Annotated in this window: 18 protein-coding genes; 10 read left to right on the forward strand and 8 right to left on the reverse strand. The window is 62.4% G+C overall.

Features of this window, described 5'->3' with window-relative positions; translation table 11 throughout:
- Nucleotides 1-2: 2 nt before the first annotated feature.
- The 3 genes from groL to GTP55_RS02815 all read right to left on the reverse strand — a co-directional run bounded on the left by groL (nucleotide 3) and on the right by GTP55_RS02815 (nucleotide 2,718).
- A complete protein-coding gene (groL, locus tag GTP55_RS02805) occupies nucleotides 3-1,607 on the reverse strand; it encodes a chaperonin GroEL (RefSeq protein ID WP_161043471.1) in 1,605 nt (534 codons plus the stop codon).
- A gap of 24 nt (nucleotides 1,608-1,631) precedes the next feature.
- A complete protein-coding gene (locus GTP55_RS02810) occupies nucleotides 1,632-1,946 on the reverse strand; it encodes a co-chaperone GroES (RefSeq protein WP_161043827.1) in 315 nt (104 codons plus the stop codon).
- A gap of 142 nt (nucleotides 1,947-2,088) precedes the next feature.
- On the reverse strand, nucleotides 2,089-2,718 hold the full coding sequence (locus GTP55_RS02815; protein ID WP_161043472.1) for a diguanylate cyclase: 630 nt from the start codon (nucleotides 2,716-2,718) through the stop codon (nucleotides 2,089-2,091).
- Nucleotides 2,719-2,936: 218 nt separating this feature from the next.
- Between GTP55_RS02815 and GTP55_RS02820 the strand changes: the two genes are divergently transcribed.
- From GTP55_RS02820 to GTP55_RS02840, 4 genes are all read left to right on the forward strand, one after another.
- The gene (locus GTP55_RS02820; protein WP_161043473.1) at nucleotides 2,937-4,961 is read left to right on the forward strand and encodes a M13 family metallopeptidase; all 2,025 of its coding nucleotides are present in this window, start codon (nucleotides 2,937-2,939) and stop codon (nucleotides 4,959-4,961) included.
- Nucleotides 4,962-5,055: 94 nt separating this feature from the next.
- Entirely contained in the window at nucleotides 5,056-5,244 is a 189-nt protein-coding gene (locus GTP55_RS02825; protein ID WP_161043474.1) for a hypothetical protein, read from the forward strand.
- Between the two features lie 781 nt (nucleotides 5,245-6,025).
- Nucleotides 6,026-6,307 carry a hypothetical protein gene (locus GTP55_RS02835; protein WP_161043476.1) on the forward strand — a complete coding sequence of 94 codons (282 nt, stop codon included), beginning with the start codon at nucleotides 6,026-6,028 and terminating at the stop codon, nucleotides 6,305-6,307.
- Nucleotides 6,279-6,581: a type II toxin-antitoxin system RelE/ParE family toxin gene (locus tag GTP55_RS02840; RefSeq protein ID WP_161043477.1), complete on the forward strand. Its 303-nt coding sequence runs from the start codon at nucleotides 6,279-6,281 to the stop codon at nucleotides 6,579-6,581. Before GTP55_RS02835 ends, GTP55_RS02840 begins: the two co-directional genes overlap by 29 nt.
- Here the strand turns inward: GTP55_RS02840 and GTP55_RS02845 are convergent.
- From GTP55_RS02845 to GTP55_RS02855, 3 genes are read right to left on the reverse strand one after another with little or no spacing between them, the layout of a single operon-like run.
- Nucleotides 6,578-7,429: a sulfurtransferase gene (locus GTP55_RS02845; protein WP_161043478.1), complete on the reverse strand. Its 852-nt coding sequence runs from the start codon at nucleotides 7,427-7,429 to the stop codon at nucleotides 6,578-6,580. The genes GTP55_RS02840 and GTP55_RS02845 overlap by 4 nt on opposite strands.
- 11 nt (nucleotides 7,430-7,440) lie before the next feature.
- Nucleotides 7,441-8,364 carry a DMT family transporter gene (locus GTP55_RS02850; RefSeq protein WP_161043479.1) on the reverse strand — a complete coding sequence of 308 codons (924 nt, stop codon included), beginning with the start codon at nucleotides 8,362-8,364 and terminating at the stop codon, nucleotides 7,441-7,443.
- Nucleotides 8,365-8,373: 9 nt separating this feature from the next.
- The gene (locus tag GTP55_RS02855; RefSeq protein WP_161043480.1) at nucleotides 8,374-9,474 is read right to left on the reverse strand and encodes an aromatic ring-hydroxylating oxygenase subunit alpha; all 1,101 of its coding nucleotides are present in this window, start codon (nucleotides 9,472-9,474) and stop codon (nucleotides 8,374-8,376) included.
- A gap of 328 nt (nucleotides 9,475-9,802) precedes the next feature.
- Between GTP55_RS02855 and GTP55_RS02860 the strand changes: the two genes are divergently transcribed.
- From GTP55_RS02860 to dxs, 3 genes are read left to right on the forward strand one after another with little or no spacing between them, the layout of a single operon-like run.
- Entirely contained in the window at nucleotides 9,803-10,066 is a 264-nt protein-coding gene (locus tag GTP55_RS02860) for an exodeoxyribonuclease VII small subunit (protein WP_110847355.1), read from the forward strand.
- Entirely contained in the window at nucleotides 10,063-10,950 is an 888-nt protein-coding gene (locus tag GTP55_RS02865) for a polyprenyl synthetase family protein (RefSeq protein ID WP_161043481.1), read from the forward strand. Before GTP55_RS02860 ends, GTP55_RS02865 begins: the two co-directional genes overlap by 4 nt.
- Entirely contained in the window at nucleotides 10,951-12,822 is a 1,872-nt protein-coding gene (dxs, locus tag GTP55_RS02870; protein WP_161043482.1) for a 1-deoxy-D-xylulose-5-phosphate synthase, read from the forward strand.
- Here dxs and GTP55_RS02875 read toward each other — a convergent pair.
- Nucleotides 12,809-14,029 carry an SGNH/GDSL hydrolase family protein gene (locus GTP55_RS02875; RefSeq protein ID WP_161043483.1) on the reverse strand — a complete coding sequence of 407 codons (1,221 nt, stop codon included), beginning with the start codon at nucleotides 14,027-14,029 and terminating at the stop codon, nucleotides 12,809-12,811. The two genes, dxs and GTP55_RS02875, sit on opposite strands and share 14 nt — an antisense overlap.
- Nucleotides 14,030-14,128: 99 nt before the next feature.
- Between GTP55_RS02875 and GTP55_RS02880 the strand changes: the two genes are divergently transcribed.
- The gene (locus GTP55_RS02880; protein WP_161043484.1) at nucleotides 14,129-15,034 is read left to right on the forward strand and encodes a LysR family transcriptional regulator; all 906 of its coding nucleotides are present in this window, start codon (nucleotides 14,129-14,131) and stop codon (nucleotides 15,032-15,034) included.
- A 64-nt stretch (nucleotides 15,035-15,098) separates the two neighbouring features.
- Complete coding sequence (locus tag GTP55_RS02885; RefSeq protein WP_161043485.1) at nucleotides 15,099-15,839, forward strand: M48 family metalloprotease; 741 nt, start codon at nucleotides 15,099-15,101, stop codon at nucleotides 15,837-15,839.
- A 7-nt stretch (nucleotides 15,840-15,846) separates the two neighbouring features.
- On the opposite strand, the gene GTP55_RS02890 is transcribed toward GTP55_RS02885, so the two are convergent.
- On the reverse strand, nucleotides 15,847-16,401 hold the full coding sequence (locus GTP55_RS02890; protein ID WP_110847349.1) for a cob(I)yrinic acid a,c-diamide adenosyltransferase: 555 nt from the start codon (nucleotides 16,399-16,401) through the stop codon (nucleotides 15,847-15,849).
- A gap of 99 nt (nucleotides 16,402-16,500) precedes the next feature.
- On the opposite strand from GTP55_RS02890, the gene GTP55_RS02895 reads away from it, so the two are divergent.
- Nucleotides 16,501-17,979, forward strand: a complete 1,479-nt coding sequence (locus tag GTP55_RS02895; RefSeq protein ID WP_161043486.1) for an FAD-linked oxidase C-terminal domain-containing protein — start codon at nucleotides 16,501-16,503, stop codon at nucleotides 17,977-17,979.
- The last annotated feature ends 2 nt before the right edge of the window (nucleotides 17,980-17,981 follow it).

Below are 17,981 nucleotides of genomic sequence, written 5' to 3' on the forward strand. Positions count from 1 at the left end.
GCTTAGGCGGGCTGCGTTTCCTTATCCTCGGCCGGCGTGTCCGCGATGGTCGCCTCGGTGGTCAGGATCAGCGCGGCGATCGAGGCCGCGTTCTGCAGCGCGGTGCGGGTGACCTTGGTCGGATCGATCACACCGTTCTGTACCAGGTCGCCGTACTCGCCGGTGGCGGCGTTGTAACCGAAGTTGCCCTGGCCCTCGACCACCTTGGCCACCACCACGGAGGGCTCGTCACCGGCGTTGGCGACGATCACCCGCAGCGGCTCTTCCAGCGCGCGCAGCACGATCTGGATGCCGGCCTGCTGGTCGGCGTTGGCGCCTTTCAGCTGGCTGATGGCGGCGCGGGCGCGCAGCAGCGCCACGCCGCCGCCCGGCACCACGCCTTCCTCGACGGCGGCGCGGGTGGCGTGCAGCGCGTCATCGACGCGGTCGCGCTTCTCCTTCATTTCCACCTCGGTGGCGGCGCCGACCTTGATCACCGCCACGCCGCCGGCCAGCTTGGCCACGCGCTCCTGCAGCTTCTCCTTGTCGTAGTCGCTGGTGGCCTGCTCGATCTGGGTCTTGATGGTGGCCACGCGCGCGTCGATGCGCTGGCGCTCGCCGGCGCCGTCGATGATGGTGGTGGCTTCCTTCTGCACCTCGATGCGCTTGGCGCTGCCCAGCTGCTCCAGCGTGGTTTTCTCCAGCGTGAAGCCGGTCTCTTCCGAGATGACGGTGGCGCCGGTCAGGATGGCAATGTCCTCCAGCATGGCCTTGCGGCGGTCGCCAAAGCCCGGCGCCTTCACGGCCGCCACTTTCAGGATGCCGCGCACCGAGTTGACCACCAGCGTGGCCAGCGCTTCGCCTTCCACGTCCTCGGCCACGATGAACAGCGGCTTGCCGGCCTTGGCCGAGATCTCCAGCACCGGCAGCAGGTCGCGGATATTGCCGATCTTTTTATCGACCAGCAGCACCAGCGGGTCTTCCAGGCGCGCCAGCTGCTTGTCCGGATCGTTGACGAAGTAGGGGCTCAGGTAGCCGCGGTCGAACTGCATGCCCTCGACCACTTCCAGCTCGTTGTCCAGCGACTTGCCGTCCTCGACGGTGATGACGCCTTCCTTGCCGACGCGCTCCATCGCCTGGGCGATGATGTCGCCGATGGCGCGGTCGGCGTTGGCCGAAATCGCGCCGACCTGGGCGATTTCCTTGCCGGTGGCGATCGGCCGCGAGATGTTCTTCAGCGCGTCGATCGCGGACGATACGGCCTGGTCGATGCCGCGCTTGAGGTCCATCGGGTTCATGCCGGCGGCCACATACTTCATGCCTTCCTGCACGATCGACTGGGCCAGCACGGTGGCGGTGGTGGTGCCGTCGCCGGCCACGTCGGCGGTCTTGGAGGCCACCTGTTTCACCACCTGCGCGCCCATGTTTTCGAGGCGGTCCTTGAGTTCGATTTCCTTGGCCACCGACACGCCGTCCTTGGTGATGTGCGGCGCGCCGAAACTGCGGTCGATGACGACGTTGCGGCCTTTCGGGCCCAGCGTGACCTTCACCGCATTGGCCAGCACGTTGACGCCCTTCACAATGCGGGCGCGTGCATCTTCATGGAACTGTACTTCTTTTGCAGTCATTTTCTTTTCTCCGTTGAGTCAGTGTTAAGCAGCTTTGAGGGTGGACTGGGCGCTGTCGACAATGCCGAGGATGTCTTCCTCGCGCATCACCAGCACTTCCTGGCCATCCAGCTTGACGGTCTGGCCGGCGTACTTGCCGAACAGCACGGAGTCGCCGATATGCACCGCCAGCGGCCGCAGGGTGCCGTCGGGCAGGGCGCGGCCGTGGCCAACCGCCAGCACCTCGCCTTGCTCAGGCTTTTCGGCGGCGGCATCGGGGATGACGATGCCCGAAGCGGTTTGGCGTTGTTGCTCAATTCGCTTAACAATAACCCGGTCGTAAAGGGGACGAATCTTGATCATTTTTATCTCCAATGGTTACAGATCATTCCAAAGTGAACCGGCCCTGATGCCCAGGACCTGACTTCAGCGATGCAAAAAGTAGGTTTGGATTTTTTTGTTTTCAAGAGCCGGTTTGACGGTCAATGTGTAACAAAATGTATCAAGGAAGCAGCAGCCGGTCGAGGCGGCCCAGCCGGTAAACGGTGCGCGAATCGCTGCCACGCGGGAGCGGGCGCACCGGGCAAGCGGACCGGCGGCCGCCGTCGGCGTCCAGGCTGTCATCGCCCGGGCCGACCCCGGCCCAGACGCCGCCCTTGACCGGCTGGAACAGCCAGCGCGCATACCCGCGTTGCGCGGCCTGTCGCATCAGCTCGCCTCGCACGGGGGCGCCGGCGCCCAGCACGGCGTCGTCCGGATGGCCGGCGGCGTTGTCGCCGAACGCCAGGCGGCAAGCGTATGCCTCGCTGGCCGGCGCGCCGGCGCTATTGCAGGCGCGCTGCTGCAGCCGCTCCACATCCCACGCGCCCAGGCGCCAGGCGGCGTCCAGCAGTTCTTCCTCGGCCGCGTTGCTGCTGGCCCAGGGGCCGTCAAATTGCAGCGCGGAGCTGGGCACGGCGCGGGCCGGCAGCGTCACACCGGGTAGCCGGAGCGGCGTGGCGCGGCGGAAACCGTGCCAGTGCAGGAAGAGGAGGGTCGGGCTATCGGGCTGATTGAGGCGGGTGGCGTGGACGGCGTACAGCGGCAGCCGCACCGCGTCCATGTGGGCACAGACGATATCGAAAATGTGCATGAGAAAGTTCTCCTGATCATTCGCGTTAGACAAACAGAGCACCGCCCCATCGCCAGGGCGGCAGAGAATTGTAAATCAACGTTTCAGCCAATGCAGCGTCTTTACCACAAAGTGCTGCTTCGCAGCATTACCTATGTGCAATGGACCGCTATAATCGTCCGCTGCATGGCCGCAAGGTCCATGCGCCGCGACTCTCACTACAATTAAAGGAATTCCTCGTGAACCGTACGCTTATCAGCGCTGCCTGCTGCGCCTTATTCTTCCTATCCTCCCCATCGCATGCTCAGCAAACTTCCGGCATCGACCTGAAAACGCTGGACTCGGCAGTGCGTCCGCAGGATGACTTCTACGGTTACGTCAACGGCATCTGGACCCGCAACACCGAAATCCCGGCCGACAAATCAACCTGGGGCACCTACATCGAACTGCGCGAAACCGCGCAAGGCCAGCTGCGTTCGGTCATCGATGCGGCCGTGAAGAATCCGGGCAAGGCCGGTAGCGAGACCCACAAGATTGCGGACCTGTACACCAGTTTCATGAACGAGAAGGCGCGCAATGCGGCCGGCTTCAAGCCGCTGCACGGCGACCTGGCGCATGTGGCCGCCATCAAGGACAAGAAGGATCTGCCGGCGCTGTTCGCCTACCTGCAACGCAACAGCATCCAGACGCCGTTCTCGGCGGGCGTGTCGGTCGATGCGCAAGACCCCGAGCAGTACACGCTGAACGTCGGCCAGTCCGGCCTGGGCCTGCCGGACCGCGACTACTACCTGAAGGATGACGACGTCAAACTGAAAGGCGCGCGCGACAAGTACCAGCAACACATCGCCACGCTGCTGGCGAAGAGCGGCGACAAGGATGCCGCCACCCACGCCGCGCAAGTGCTCGACATCGAGACCCGCCTGGCCAAAGTGCAATGGACCCGCGTGCAGATGCGCGATCCGGTCAAATCGTACAACCGCGTCGACTTCGACAAATTCAGCGAACTGGCGCCGGCCTTCGACTGGAAGGCGTACTTCGCCGCCAGCGGCATGGCGCCAAAAGCGTCGTCGGCCGTGGTGCGTCAGCCGAGCTTCCTGACCGGCTTCTCCGACGTCGTGGCCGAGGTGCCGCTGGATGCATGGAAGAGCTACTTCACCTGGCGCATCATCGAAAGCTATGCGTCCTACCTGGACAGCGACACCGTCAAGGAACGCTTTGCGTTTGAAGGCACCGTGCTGCGCGGCGTGCCGCAAAGCGAACCGCAATGGCAACTGGCGCTGCGCTTCACCGACAGCGCACTCAGCGATGCGGTCGGCAAGCTGTACGTGAAGACCTACCTGGCGCCGGAAACCAAGCCGCGCGTGATGGCCATGTTCAACAACTTCGTCGCCTCGTTCAAGGAAGGCATCGACAAGCTGGACTGGATGGGCCCGGAGACCAAGAAAGAAGCGCAAGCCAAGCTGGCCGCGCTGCGTCCGAACATCGCCTACCCGGATAAATGGCGCGACTACAGCGCGCTGAAAACCCAGCCGAACGACCTGATCGCCAACGTCCGCGCCTCGCGTGCCTGGGCGCGTCAACGCAACCTGGACAAACTGGGCAAACCGGTCGACCGCGAAGAATGGTCGATGACGCCGCAAACCGTCAACGCCAGCTACAACCCATCGCTGAACGCGATCACCATTCCGGCCGCGATCCTGCAGCCGCCGTTCTTCAACGTCAAAGCGGAAGACGCGGTCAACTACGGCCTGCTGGGCATCACTTTCGGCCACGAAATCAGCCACGCGTTCGACGACTCCGGCAGCCAGTACGACGCCAAGGGCCGCCTGCGTAACTGGTGGACCGCCGACGACCGCGCCGCCTTCAAAGCGCGCGCTGCCGGCCTGGTCAAGCAGTACGGTTCGTACAGCCCGGTGCCTGGCTACTTCATCAACGGCGAGCTGACGCTGGGTGAAAACATCGGCGACAACTCCGGTTTGTCGCTGACGCTGAAGGCCTACCAGCGTTCGCTGGGCGGCAAGCCATCGCCGGTGATTGACGGCTTGACCGGTGAGCAGCGCCTGTACATCGGCTTCGCGCAGAAATGGCGCGCCAAGCTGCGTCCGGAAGCGGCCATCGCCCAGATCAAGAGCGACCCGCACTCGCCAGGCGAATTCCGCGCCAAGGGCACCGTGATGAACCAGCCAGGCTTCTACGAAGCGTTCGGCATCAAACCAGGCGACCCGATGTACCTGCCGCCTGAGCAGCGCGTGATCATGTGGTAATGATATAAGTTGAGTCCCCCTCGCCGGCATCAGGCAGTCGAGGGGGATTTGACTGTGTTATCCTGAAGCTCACTGCAGCGTTGGAGACCACGCTATGTCACACATCACAAGCACCAAACGTAGTGCCGGGATGGTTTTTGGCGATTTCTTCGCGCTGATCGGCGTCATGGCTTTCATGGGGGGCAGCCAGACCCTCGGCGCGTTCCTGTTCGTCAGCGGCATCGCCCTCTACACCACCACAGCCGCCGCCCGCTGGCTCATCGCGAAGATTTCTAGGCATTGAAGACAATACATTGCGTAAAGGCAAGTTTTTTTTCCAAGGATGAAGGAATTATTTGAATTGTGTAGATTTCTTCTTATCTTTAATCTCTGCTTGATCACTGCGTTCAGCATCGCCGCCCCCATAGTTTCAGGCGATTATGATGGAATGTTAATTGGCGTAGACAATGAGGGGGCTTTGACTGGATATTTCAAAAGCTCAACTGGTAATGGTCAATTCAGTTGCATATTCTTCGTGAACGGAAAATCAGGCTCGTCCCCCATAACGCATGTGGATAGTTGGTTCCCGACAGATTTAAGCCCGAGAGATGTAATTCCAGGAACGATAGAGTCTCTTGCGGAGAAGGGACAGGGCGCTATTCGGGTGAAGTTGAAAGAGGAGCATGGAGGATGCTGGAATGTACAGCATTTTGCATCGGAACCGGCGGTATTTGGGCTTACGGAAAAAGGAAGCTGGCAGGCCATCCGGGTTGTCTCTGCAAAGAGAGCTTATTTTCACGATGACTCGTCGGGAACTCGTCCACGTAAAGCTTATGCAGTTCAGGGTAATGTACTACGTGTATTCGAATCGCAATCTGGCTGGGTGCGGGTGGAGTATGAAAGCCCTGAACGCAAGCGTACACGCGGTTGGGTGTCCGACCGTGACTTATATTCAGCCCGAAGCCGATGATACGTATTTTTGCGACACCTCAATCCTTTGTCGGCCTCCATCGTAATCGCCAGTAGTATGATCGCTGGGGTAGGAACTGGTGGCAGATGATGCTTTTACAGTCGGGATATCCTAAATGAATCTGGGGCTTAAAAAACAGGCTGAAGCTTTGGCTGCGCTTTCTGCTGACGACCATGTTCGTCTGGAGCGACTTGCTGCGCTTGCTGAACTTACTCCAGAAGAGATATGGCCAGAAGTTTGGCAGTACGGTTTTGAGGATGTAGAGGAGAGCGTTCAAGCTGGATTGGATGCTGATGAAGACATCAAGGCGGGCCGGACTGTCGCGCACGAAGAAGTCATGGCGAAGGCTCTGCTGATCCTGGAAGCCAATGTCAAAACCAAGCGCAAAACCGGCTAAGCTGGCAGTGCGCTGGTCAGCCAAGGCCCAGCACTCTTTAGAGCAAACCCTGGCCCATATTAACGCGCAAGATGAGTCCGCAGGACGGCTGGTTTTGCAGCGCTTGCAGGTCGCACTCGATCTGATTGCAATTCAACCGCATATCGGCACGCCAACAAATCGCCGTCGCTCACGCAGATTTCCTGTTCCTAAGACAGGTCACACAATTGACTACCGCGTTGAACAGAGTGAAATCTTGGTCTTGCGGTGGATGCGGCAACGGCGTAAATCTTAATTGCCGGTCGCAACCGGCCGGCTGGCATCACCCACCCACTCACTCCACGACCCCGGATACAGCGCCGCACCCGGCAAACCGGCGACTTCCAGGGCCAGCAGGTTGTGGCAGGCGGTGACGCCGGAGCCGCATTGCATGATGGCCTCTGGTGCGCTGGCGAACAGCGGTGCAAATTCGGCCTTCAACTGCGCGGCGTCCTTGAAGCGGCCATCGGCAGTCAGGTTGTCTTTGAAAAAGCGGTTTTTGGCGCCGGGGATGTGGCCGCCGACCGGGTCGATGGTTTCGTTCTCGCCGCGATAGCGGTCGGCGGCGCGGGCGTCGACCACGGTGCGCGCTTGCGTCGACAGGTTGGCCACCACCTCATCCACGCTCACCGTCGACACCAGCGCATCACGCTCGCTGATCGAACCCGGTGTGCGGCGCTCGGCATGCGTCACCATCGGCTGGCCGGCCGCCTGCCAGGCCACCAGTCCACCATCCAGCACCGCGGCCGCCGGATGACCGACCCAGCGCAGCAGCCACCACAGGCGTGCCGCGAACATGCCGCCGTGCGCATCGTAGGCCACCACTTGCGTGTCGTCGTCGATGCCCCAGCCGCGCAGCGTTTCGATGAAAGCAGCGCGGCCCGGCAGCGGGTGACGGCCCTGGAACTTGCCATCCGCCCCAATTTTCGCGCCCGACAGATCCGTGTCCACATTGGCAAACTGCGCGCCGGCGATGTGGCCGATGGCGAAGCTGTCGAAGCCCGCGTTCGGGTTCATCAGGTCGTGGCGGCAATCGAGGATGACCCATTTCGGATCGTCCAGATGCTGGGACAGGGTGGCGGCGTCGATCAGGGTGGTGTGCATGAACGGTTTCCTTATACTTCGCTGGCGATGGGATCGGTATCGGCAATAGCCTTGCCTTTGTCGGTGCTGCGCGTATTGTAGAACGTTGCGGCCATGCCTGACGCGAGAATGATGCCGATGCCCGCCCAGCTATGCCAGTCGAACACGTCGCCGAAGATAAACACGCCCCAGACGCTGGAAAACACGATGCCGGTGTACTGCAAATTCGCTACTACCAGCGTGTTGCCGAGGCGGTAGGCGCGCGTCATGGCGATCTGCGCGCTGGTGGCGCACACGCCGATGGCCAGCAGCAGCAAGCCGCTGCGCAGGCTGGCAATCGGATGCCAGACGGGACCGTCGCTGCCGCCGGTCAGGAACACGCCGACGATGCCGGCAGCCAGGTTCATGACGGTGAAATAGAACACCACGCGGTTTTCCGGCTCACCGGCCAGGCCCATTTTGCGGACCTGCATGTAGGCGGTGGCGGTAATCACGCTGGAACCCAGCGCAATCAGCGCCGGCGTCAGTTGATTGGCATTGAATGCGGGGCGCAGCAGCAGCGTGACGCCGACAAAGCTCAGCCCCACGGCCACCATCAGCGGCCATTTGATGTCGCCCTTGGCATGCCACCAGCCCATGGCAAACAGCCAGACGGCGATCCAGATCGGCGACATGTAGTTGAGCGTCATGGCGGTGGCCAGCGGCAGCTGGCCGATCGAGTAGTACCACAGCCACAGCGAGGTGACGCCGATCAGGCCGCGCCACACGTGGGCGCCCGGCATCGCGGTGCGGAAGGTTTCGCCGCGCAAGGTGATGATGGTGCCGAGGGTGATCACGCCGACCACGCCCCGGTACATAACCAATTCGGATGTTGAGAATTCTGCGGAAGCCAGCTTGACGCAGACCCCCATGACGGCAAACATAAAACTCGCAAACAACATCCAGAGTGACTGCATCGTGAAACCTTATAAATCCATTTTGCGTTGGTACCACTCGTGGAAGTGTTGCATGCCGTCTTCCATCGGTGACTGATACGGCCCGCCGTCCGTCTCGCCGCGTTCCATCAGGATTTTGCGGCCGGCGTCCATGCGTTGGCCGATTTCGTCGTCCTCGATGCAGGTTTCCATGTAGGCGGCGCGTTCGGCCTCGATGAATTCGCGCTCGAACAGCACGATTTCCTCCGGATAGTAGAACTCCACCACGTTCCTGGTGCGGTTCGGACCTTCCGGCCACAGGGTCGAGACGATCAGCACGTGCGGATACCATTCCACCATGATGTTCGGATACAGCGTCAGCCAGATGGCGCCGTATGGTGGCGGTTCGCCGCCGCGGAACTTCAGCACCTGTTCCTGCCAGTGCTTGTAGACTTCCGAGCCGGACTTTTGCAGGCCCTTGTGCACGCCCACCGTCTGCACGCTGTACTCGCGGCCGAAATCCCAGCGCAGGTCGTCACAGGTGACGAAGCTGCCCAGCCCGGGATGGAACGGCTCGACGTGGTAGTCCTCCAGGTAGACTTCGATGAAAGTCTTCCAGTTGTAGTCGCAGTGGTGCACTTCCACGTGATCCAGCATATAGCCGCTGAAATCGAGGTCTTTGGTGACCGACAGGCCGTTCAGCGCTGCCATGACGTCGTAGCCGTTTTGCTCGAACAGCAGGCCGTTCCAGTTTTGCAACGGGGTCTTGGGCAGGTTCAGGCATGGCGTCTCGGGGAAGTGCGGCGCGCCGATCAGCTCTCCCTTGAGGTCATAGGTCCAGCGGTGCAACGGGCAGACGATGTTGTTCGTATTGCCACGGCCGTTGAGCATCAGCGCCTGCCGGTGACGGCAGACATTGGACACCAGTTCGATGCCGTCGGCGTTACGCACCAGCATGCGGCCTTCATTCTCGGCGGCGAGGGTGGCGTAGTCGCCGGCGTTCGGCACCATCAGCTCGTGTCCGACATAGCGCGGACCGGCCTTAAACAGTTGCTGCATTTCTCGCTGCAGTAGCGATTCGTCAAAATAGACGCTTACCGGAAGTTGCGCAGTTGGCCGCGCTAGCTTGGCGTGGGTACCCAGATCGGACATCCAAACCCCCCTTAATTAATGTTCAAACCAAGAAGAGACAGAATCCGTAAAGACCCGCATACGAATGCGTTGAGGTGGTATTTAGGACGGAACCGGCGATTATACCGTGTTTTGCGCTCGACTGACAGTATGCTGTGCTCGTTAATTGTGCAAAAAATTGCAATAACTGCATGCTTGCAAGGCAAATGGGGGCGATTGCGATAAAATCCAGAGTCGCCGCTGCATGGCCCGCTAATGTTCCACCTGATAAGATGGTTTGTTCTAAAATACCGGGTTACACTGCGCGGGCCTCAAGTGTGCCAAGCATGCCAAAGATAACTGAGTGACTATGTCTAAGAAATTAACTGCCGACGCGACCGCCGCCGCCCTCGCTCCCGCTTCGTTTGAAGAGGCGATGGCGGAACTGGCGCAGCTGGTCGCGCAAATGGAGGCAGGCCAACTGCCGCTGGAAGCTTCGGTGGCCGCCTATGCGCGCGGCTCGGCGCTGGTGCAGTTCTGCGCCGCCCAGCTGGAAAAAGTGGAATCCCAGGTCAAAGTGCTGGAAGGCGAGATGCTGAAACCCTTCGTCGTCACCGGCGAGGGCGAACAATGAGCGCCTTTGACGACTGGATGAAAACCGTGCAGGCCGGATCGGAAAACGATTTATCCGGTTATCTGCCTGCAGCCGACGTGATCCCGGCCAAGCTGCACGCGGCGATGCGCTATGCGCTGCTGGGTGGCGGCAAGCGGGTGCGTCCGCTGCTGGTGTACGCGGCCGGTGCGCTGTTCGGCGCCGACTCGGCAACCCTGAGCCGCGCCGCCGCCGCCGTCGAAATGATCCATGCCTACTCACTGGTGCACGACGACATGCCCTGCATGGACGACGATGAACTGCGCCGCGGCAAACCGACCGTGCATATCGCCTACGACGAGGCCACCGCGCTGCTGGTCGGCGACGCCTTGCAGTCGCAGGCCTTCATGGTGCTGTCGGCAGCGGACCAGATCCCGCCGGCACGCGTACTGGCGATGGTGCGCCTGCTGGGCGAGGCATCCGGTTCGGCCGGCATGTGCGGCGGCCAGGCGATTGATCTGGACAGCGTGGGCATCAGCCTGACGCTGGAACAGCTGGAACGCATGCACCAGCTGAAGACCGGCGCCTTGCTGCGCGCCTCGGTGGTGCTGGGCGCCTTGGCCGGCAAGGATTTGACGGATGAAGAACTGAGCGCGCTGAATGTGTATGCGCGCGCCATCGGCCTGGCGTTCCAGGTGGTGGACGATGTGCTCGACGCGACGGCCGATTCGGCCACGCTGGGCAAGACCGCCGGCAAGGACGCCGCTGACAACAAACCGACTTATGTATCGATCCTGGGTCTGGAACCGTCGCGCGCACTGGCGGAAAAATTGCGGCTCGACGCGCATGCAGCGCTCGCGCCGTTTGGAGAAAAAGCTTTGCGATTACGCGAACTCGCGGACCTGATCGTGCAGCGGAAGGCATAAATGAACTTGCTCGAAAAAATAGATTCCCCGGCCGACGTACGCAAACTGCCGTACAGCCAACTGACGCCGCTGGCGCATGAACTGCGCGCCTACCTGCTCGATTCCGTGTCCAAGACCGGCGGCCATCTGTCGTCCAATCTCGGCACGGTGGAACTGACGGTAGCGCTGCACTACGTGTTCAACACGCCGCACGACCGCATCGTCTGGGATGTGGGTCACCAGACCTACTCGCACAAGATCCTGACCGGCCGCCGCGACCGCATGCACACGCTGCGCCAGCTGAACGGCATCTCGGGCTTCCCCAAACGCGACGAATCGGAATACGACACCTTCGGCACCGCGCACTCGTCGACTTCCATTTCGGCGGCGCTGGGCATGGCGCAGGCGGCCAAGATCAAGGGCGAGCATCGCCACGCGATCGCGGTGATCGGCGACGGCTCGATGACGGCCGGTATGGCGTTCGAGGCGCTGAACAACGCTGGCGTGCAGGACGACGTCAATCTGCTGGTGATCCTGAACGATAACGATATGTCGATCTCGCCGCCGGTCGGCGCGCTGAATCGCTATCTGGCGCGCTTGATGTCCGGTCAGTTCTACGCCGCCGCCAAGAACGTCGGCAAGTCGGTGCTGCCTGGCCCGGTGCTGGAACTGGCCAAGAAGCTGGAAGAACATGCGAAGGGCATGGTGGTCCCGGCCACGATGTTCGAGGAATTCGGCTTCAACTACATCGGCCCGATCGACGGCCATGACCTGGACTCGCTGATCCCGACGCTGCAAAACATCAAGCACCTGAAAGGCCCGCAGTTCCTGCACGTGGTGACCAAGAAGGGTCAGGGCTACAAGCTGGCCGAGGCCGAGCCTATCCTGTACCACGGCACGCCGAAATTCAATCCGGCCGAAGGCATCAAGCCAGCCGCAGCGCCGGCCAAGAAAAGCTACACCGATGTATTCGGCGACTGGCTGTGCGACATGGCTGCCGCCGACAAAAAACTGGTCGGCATCACGCCGGCCATGCGCGAAGGTTCGGGCATGGTGCGCTTCAACCATGAGTATCCGGACCGTTACTTCGACGTCGGCATCGCCGAGCAGCACTCCGTAACCTTTGCCGGCGGCCTGGCTTGCGAAGGCCTCAAGCCGGTGGTGGCGATTTACTCGACCTTCCTGCAGCGCGCCTACGATCAGCTGATCCACGACGTGGCGCTGCAAAACCTGGACGTGACCTTTGCGCTGGACCGTGCAGGCCTGGTAGGCGCGGACGGCGCCACCCACGCCGGCAATTACGACCTGGCTTACCTGCGCTGCATCCCGAACATGGTGGTGATGGCGGCATCGGACGAAAACGAATGCCGTCAGATGCTGACCACCGGCTACCAGTACAACGGTCCGGCAGCGATCCGCTACCCACGCGGCGCCGGCATCGGCGCGGCGATCAAGCCGGAGCTGACCACGCTTGAAATCGGCAAGGGTGAGATCAAACGCACCGGCCAGAAAATCGCGATCCTGGCGTTTGGCTCGATGGTGGCGCCGTCCGTGGCCGCCGGCGAAACGCTGAACGCGACCGTGGCCAATATGCGCTTCGTCAAGCCGCTGGACGTGGAACTGGTCAAGCAGCTGGCCGCCGATCACGATTACCTCGTGACGGTGGAGGAGGGCTGCATCATGGGCGGCGCCGGCGCTGCCGTGGCGGAAGCGCTGGCGGCGGAAGGCATCGTCAAGCCGGTGCTGATGCTTGGCCTGCCGGACAAGTTCATCGACCATGGCGACCCGGCCAAGCTGCTGTCCAGCGTGGGCCTGGATGCCGCCGGCATCACAGCCTCGATCAAACAGCGCTACCAGAACGAAGAACCACGCCTGGTCGTCAATAACGGCTAAGCACACGAACGGCTTCGGCGGCCATCGCCTCGTACCCCGCATCGCCCGGGTGCAGGTGGTCGCCGCTGTCGTAGCGTGGTTGCATGCGTGACGGCTGCTGCGGGTCACGCAGCAGCACATCCATATCGGCCACCGCGTCGAACTCGTTACTCTCCCTGATCCACTGATTGACCTGCCGGCGCAGCGCGTCCTTGGCGGGCGTGTAGTAGTCGTCGATGGCCGTGCCTTCAAACGGCGGCAACGTGGCGCCGATGATTCGCACCTGGTGCGCGCGGGCCTGGGCGATCAGCTGGCGGTAGGCGGCGATCATGCGGTCCGCCGTCATCGGCGCTTCATGCGGGGCGAAGATGGATTGGGGCCAGCCGATATCGTTAATCCCCATCAGCACAATCGCGGTGCGGACGCCGGGCTGCAACAGTACGTCCTGCTCGAAGCGCGCCGCCGCGTTGACGCCCATGCGGTCGCCCAGCAGGCGCGCACCGGAAATACCGGCGTTGACTACCGCAACGCCGCCTGGGCTTAAGCGCGCGGCGAGGTAGTCGGGCCAGCGGCGGTCCTGGTCGGGCGTGGAGCCATTGCCGTCGGTGATGGAGTCGCCAAATGCGGCGACCACGCCCGCCGCCGGAGCCGCTGTCGCCGTCGCCGCTCCGGCCGGCGCATCTACCCAGATCCCGCTGAGCAGCGCGCGGCCGTGCAATGGCTGCGCATCCGCCAGCGTGGCGTCGGCAGTGCGATTGCCAGCCATAATAGCGCCTGTCTGCTGCGCGCCCCAATGAAAGGTCGCCAATGGCGTGCGCTCCGGCAGATACACACTGACGGCCAGCTTCTCCAGTACCGCCACCGGCATTTCCAGAGCGTCGCTGACGGCTGGCGCGCCGGGTTGGATCACCACGCTGGCCTTGCCGCCGAAAGTCAGCGGCCGCGTGGTCTCACCGGCGCGGCCCAGGCGCGCCTCGCCCACCAGGAGCGGCTGCGTGCCATAACGGTTTGACAGCACCACGCGCAGCCGTGATCCGCCGACGCTGATGCGCGCCGTCTCACGCACCGTCTGCCGCTCCAACACCGCCGGCACACCGGTCGGCAGCGCAAACCCGTTGCTATCCCAGACCGCGTGAGGGCTGGCCTGCCAGGTCGCCAGCCAGTTTTCTGCCGCCTGCGGCGTATTGATTATGGCTGCCAACGCGGCAGCCGCAAGGTATCGCTTCATGATGCTCTCCTGTCGAAAAGCTCACGATATGACATTCCATTCAAGTGCAGAAGACGGCGATTGTGACTATACTTCATTCAAATATCGAATGAGGATCAGATGGATACCATCCGTTCGCTACGCTGCTTTGTGCGCGCCGTTGAATTGGGCAGCCTGTCGGCCGTCGCTCGCGAGGAAGGCACAACACAGCCGACCATCAGCAAAATCGTCGCCGCGCTGGAGCGGGAACTGGGCGTGCGGCTGCTGGAACGCAGCACCACCAGCTTGCAAGCCACGCCGCAAGGCATGCGCTTCTACCAGCGCGCGCTCGGCGTGCTGGCCGAATATCAGGAAGCGGTAGCGGAAGCGCGCGGCCAGACCGAAACGCCGGCGGGCCTGATCCGCGTGAATGCGCCGGCGGCATTCGGGCAGTTCTGCCTCAACGCCATGCTGGCGCCGTTCCTGGCGCGCCATCCGCAAGTCGACATCGAGCTGATACTCGATGACCGCATGGTCGATCTGGTCAAGGAAGGCGTCGATATCGCCGTCCGCCAGGGACGCGAACTGCCGCCCGATGCGATTGCGCGGCTGGCGGGAAGCTCGCCGCGCCAGCTGGTGGCGTCGCCGGACTATCTGCGCGCGCATGGCAAACCAAAGCAGCCGCAGGATCTGGCGCGCCACGACTATATCCGTTTCGCCTGGCTGGCGGATGGCGATCTGCTCACATTGCATAACGGCGAACAGACCGAAACTGTGCCGACGCGGGGCCGTTATCGCGTCAATCACGCACTGGCCATCCGCGAAGCGCTGGCTGCCGCTGGCGGCATCGGCCTGTGTCCGTTATGGCTGGTGCAGGACTTGCTGGACAGTGGCGCGCTGGTGCGCGTGCTGCCGCGATGGTATGGACAGGAACAGCCGTTGCACCTGTTGTCGCCGTCGCGCCGCTACCAGCCATTGCGGGCACGATTGCTGCTGGACTATCTCGCCGAACAAATCGCGCTGCTGCCCGGATACAACGATTCCTGAAATTTCCTTGCGTAGCCGGCAAGCTGTCCTATATTGATATAAACAGTTTATATCAGAGGATGGCATGAGAACCGCCTGCGCAACCTTGTTACTGCTGCTAGCCTGCACCGTGCAAGCGCAAGTGCCGGAGTCCGGCCGTGCGCAGGAGCTGCTGTACAGCGCGGCGGAAGTGGATGCCGGCATGGAGGACCGCTATATCGACCGCACGGTGGATCTGGCGGCGGCCGGCAAGCTGGATGAAGACCGCGCGCTGCTGGCGCGACTGCGCTACATCAGCGCCGAACTGATACGCGTGGCTATCGACTTGAAACCGGAGACCGCCCAATGGCAGTGGGAAGTCCACACCACCAGCGATACCGAAGTGGATGCGATCTGCATGGCGGGCGGGAAGATCCTGGTCGGCAGTGCCTTCGTACACCAGCTGGCGCTGACCGACGGCGAACTGGCGATGCTGCTGGCGCATGAAGTGGCGCACGCGGTGGCCGAGCATCATCGTGAAACCTTTTCGGAAGCGATGCTGGTGAATCGTCTGCCGGCCGTGCCGCTGGACGTGGTGATGGCGCGGCTGGACAGCGACCTGTCGCTGCAAATCCGCTTGTCGAAGCTATCCAGTCTGCAGGAATCGGAGGCCGACCACCTCGGCATGGTGCTGGCGCACCGCGCCGGCTGGTCGGCGGAAGACATCGTCAGCTTCTACCGCAAGCTGGCGGAAGGCGAGTCGTCTGCGCTGATTTCGAGCGCTTATCCCGCCAACGCCTCGCGTCTGAGCATGGCGCGCGGCATGGCGCGTCTGTTCGGCGATTAATGGCAGACTAGTCGCGCTTGCGTTCGTGCTGCCACAGCACGTCGCTGCCGCCGGCGTAGCGGTTCAATACGCGCGACAGCACAAACAGCAGGTCGGACAAACGGTTCACATACTGGCGTGGATGTTCGTGGATGGTCTCGGCCTTGCCCAGCGTGACGATGCTGCGTTCCGCGCGCCGGCACACCGTGCGGCACACATGCGCCTGCGACGACGCGCGCGATCCCGCCGGAAGAATGAATTCCGTCAGCGGCGGCAGCGTGGCGTTGTACTTCGCCAGCAGCACATCCAGCCGCTCCACGTGCGCTTCCTTGATCATCTGATAGCCGGGAATGCACAGCTCTCCGCCGAGGTCGAACAGATCGTGCTGGATGGTAATCAGTTCCTCGCGCAGATCGGCTGGCATGTCCTCGCACAGCAGCAGGCCCAGATGCGAGTTCAACTCATCCACCTCACCGATGGCGATAATGCGGATGCTGTCCTTGTCGGTACGGCTGCCGTCGCCGAGGCCCGTGGTGCCGCCGTCACCGGTGCGCGTGGCGATTTTAGAAAGTCGGTTACCCATAATGTTCAGCCTCTGATTGGTTATGCACCGAAGAATACAACAACGGGCCACTGATTTGTGCTTACAATCGTGTATCTGTGTTTTCAGGCGTGAGCACCAATGAACACTGTAACTGATCCAGGTCTGCGGCGTGAGCAAGTGGCTGCGGCGTTGCAGCAAGTGCTGCCGGCGCGTGCCGTGCTGTCGGCGCCGGAGGATACCCGTCCCTATGAGTGCGACGGTCTGGCCGCCTATCGGCAGCTGCCGATGATTGTCGTGCTGCCGGATAGCGAGGCGCAGATTGTTGCGGTGCTCAAGGTGTGCCATGAGTTGAACGTGCCGATTGTGCCGCGCGGCGCTGGCACCGGTTTGTCCGGCGGCGCCATGCCGATTGCCGAAGGCGTGGTGTTGTCGACCGCGCGCCTGAACCGGATCGTGCGCATGGATGCGACGTCGCGGACGGCGGTGGTGCAGCCGGGCGTGCGCAATCTGGCGATTTCGGAAGCAGCGGCGCCGTATGGGTTGTATTACGCGCCCGATCCGTCGTCGCAGATCGCCTGCACCATCGGCGGCAATGTGGCCGAGAACTCGGGCGGCGTGCATTGCCTGAAATACGGTCTGACGGTGCATAACGTGCTGCGCGTGCGCGTGGTCACCATCGAGGGCGATGTGGTGGAGCTGGGCAGCGGCGCGCTGGATGCGCCGGGGCTGGATCTGCTGTCGGTGTTTATCGGTTCCGAGGGCATGCTGGGCATCGTCACCGAGGTGACGGTGAAGCTGGTGCCCAAGCCGGCCACCGCGCGCGTCATCATGGCGTCGTTCGATGAGGTGGTGAAGGGCTGCCACGCGGTGGCGGCGCTGATCGCTGCCGGCATCATTCCCGCTGGCCTGGAGATGATGGACCAGACCTCGTCGCGCATGGTGGAGCCGTTCGTCAAGGCCGGTTATGACACCGACGCCGCCGCCATCCTGCTGTGCGAGGCCGATGGCACCATCGAGGAAGTGGAAGAAGAGATCGCGCGCATGTCGGCGGTGCTGAACGGCGCCGGTGCCAGTGCGATTGCGGTCTCGCAGTCGGAGGCGGAGCGGCTCAAGTTCTGGTCCGGCCGCAAGAACGCTTTTCCGGCCGCCGGCCGCATCTCTCCGGATTACTACTGCATGGATGGCACCATCCCGCGCAAGCGTCTGGGCCAGGTATTGGCCGGCATCGCGGCGATGGAGGTCAAGTACGGCCTGCGCTGCGCGAACGTGTTCCATGCGGGCGATGGCAATCTGCATCCGCTGATACTGTTTAATGCGAATATCCCGGACGAGTTCCAGCGCGCCGAAGCCTTTGGCGCGGAGATCCTGGCGCTATGCGTGGCAGTCGGTGGCACCATCACCGGCGAGCATGGCGTCGGCATCGAAAAGATCGATTCGATGTGCGTGCAGTTCACGCCGTCCGAGCTGGAAGCGTTTTTCTCGGTGAAGCGCAGCTTCGATCCGGCCGGCTTGCTCAATCCCGACAAGGCGATTCCCACATTGCACCGCTGCGCTGAATTCGGCCGCATGCGTGTAAGTGGCGGCGCGCTGCCGTTTGCCCACCTTCCGCGCTTTTGACG

Origin of the sequence: Duganella margarita (genome assembly GCF_009857535.1) — a bacterium.
In the GTDB taxonomy this organism is placed as follows: Bacteria; Pseudomonadota; Gammaproteobacteria; order Burkholderiales; family Burkholderiaceae_D; genus Rugamonas; species Rugamonas margarita.

Bases quoted from the DNA above. Each gene is read 5' to 3' on its own strand.
- groL (WP_161043471.1), bottom strand. From the start codon at position 1,607: ATGACTGCAAAAGAAGTACAGTTCCATGAAGATGCACGCGCCCGCATT.
- GTP55_RS02815 (WP_161043472.1), bottom strand. From the start codon at position 2,718: ATGCACATTTTCGATATCGTCTGTGCCCACATGGACGCGGTGCGGCTG.
- GTP55_RS02825 (WP_161043474.1), top strand. From the start codon at position 5,056: ATGTCACACATCACAAGCACCAAACGTAGTGCCGGGATGGTTTTTGGC.
- GTP55_RS02835 (WP_161043476.1), top strand. From the start codon at position 6,026: ATGAATCTGGGGCTTAAAAAACAGGCTGAAGCTTTGGCTGCGCTTTCT.
- GTP55_RS02840 (WP_161043477.1), top strand. From the start codon at position 6,279: ATGTCAAAACCAAGCGCAAAACCGGCTAAGCTGGCAGTGCGCTGGTCA.
- GTP55_RS02845 (WP_161043478.1), bottom strand. From the start codon at position 7,429: ATGCACACCACCCTGATCGACGCCGCCACCCTGTCCCAGCATCTGGAC.
- GTP55_RS02850 (WP_161043479.1), bottom strand. From the start codon at position 8,364: ATGCAGTCACTCTGGATGTTGTTTGCGAGTTTTATGTTTGCCGTCATG.
- GTP55_RS02855 (WP_161043480.1), bottom strand. From the start codon at position 9,474: ATGTCCGATCTGGGTACCCACGCCAAGCTAGCGCGGCCAACTGCGCAA.
- GTP55_RS02860 (WP_110847355.1), top strand. From the start codon at position 9,803: ATGTCTAAGAAATTAACTGCCGACGCGACCGCCGCCGCCCTCGCTCCC.
- GTP55_RS02865 (WP_161043481.1), top strand. From the start codon at position 10,063: ATGAGCGCCTTTGACGACTGGATGAAAACCGTGCAGGCCGGATCGGAA.
- dxs (WP_161043482.1), top strand. From the start codon at position 10,951: ATGAACTTGCTCGAAAAAATAGATTCCCCGGCCGACGTACGCAAACTG.
- GTP55_RS02875 (WP_161043483.1), bottom strand. From the start codon at position 14,029: ATGAAGCGATACCTTGCGGCTGCCGCGTTGGCAGCCATAATCAATACG.
- GTP55_RS02880 (WP_161043484.1), top strand. From the start codon at position 14,129: ATGGATACCATCCGTTCGCTACGCTGCTTTGTGCGCGCCGTTGAATTG.
- GTP55_RS02885 (WP_161043485.1), top strand. From the start codon at position 15,099: ATGAGAACCGCCTGCGCAACCTTGTTACTGCTGCTAGCCTGCACCGTG.
- GTP55_RS02890 (WP_110847349.1), bottom strand. From the start codon at position 16,401: ATGGGTAACCGACTTTCTAAAATCGCCACGCGCACCGGTGACGGCGGC.
- GTP55_RS02895 (WP_161043486.1), top strand. From the start codon at position 16,501: ATGAACACTGTAACTGATCCAGGTCTGCGGCGTGAGCAAGTGGCTGCG.